Origin of the sequence: Polaribacter sp. BAL334 (assembly GCF_015767435.1) — a bacterium.
Taxonomy (GTDB): domain Bacteria; phylum Bacteroidota; class Bacteroidia; order Flavobacteriales; family Flavobacteriaceae; genus Polaribacter.
In genome coordinates this window covers 1-358 of sequence record NZ_JADWOV010000024.1, presented here as the reverse complement: position 1 = coordinate 358, position 358 = coordinate 1, and the positions used below count along the sequence as shown (strand labels likewise).

General features: G+C 33.5%; 1 protein-coding gene. It reads right to left on the bottom strand.

The features are described from left to right. Window positions 1-358 (bottom strand): Mur ligase family protein (locus tag IU405_RS00135; RefSeq protein ID WP_262894621.1); only part of this gene is annotated, 358 nt, incomplete at both ends.

Sequence of the window (358 nt, the reverse complement as noted above, 5' to 3'; positions counted from 1 at the left end):
TCAGGTGTTTCTAAATAGGTAATTCCGTTTTCAATAAAATGTTTTGGAGTGCTGTAAGGATATTTTTTGATGTGATTTTCAGACGATTCCACAACATCTTTTACCTGTTCATCTTCTGAATTATACACCATACTTCCTCCATTGATCATGGAATCTGTAAATATTTTAAACTGTTCTTTGTAATTTTCAAATGTGGGAAAAACATTGATATGATCCCAAGCAATGCCGCTCAACAAAGCAATATTGGGTTTGTATAAATGAAATTTGGGACGTCTATCAATGGGCGAACTCAAATATTCATCTCCTTCCAAAACCACAAATTCATTTTCTTTTGTGAGATGCACCATCGTTTCAAAAC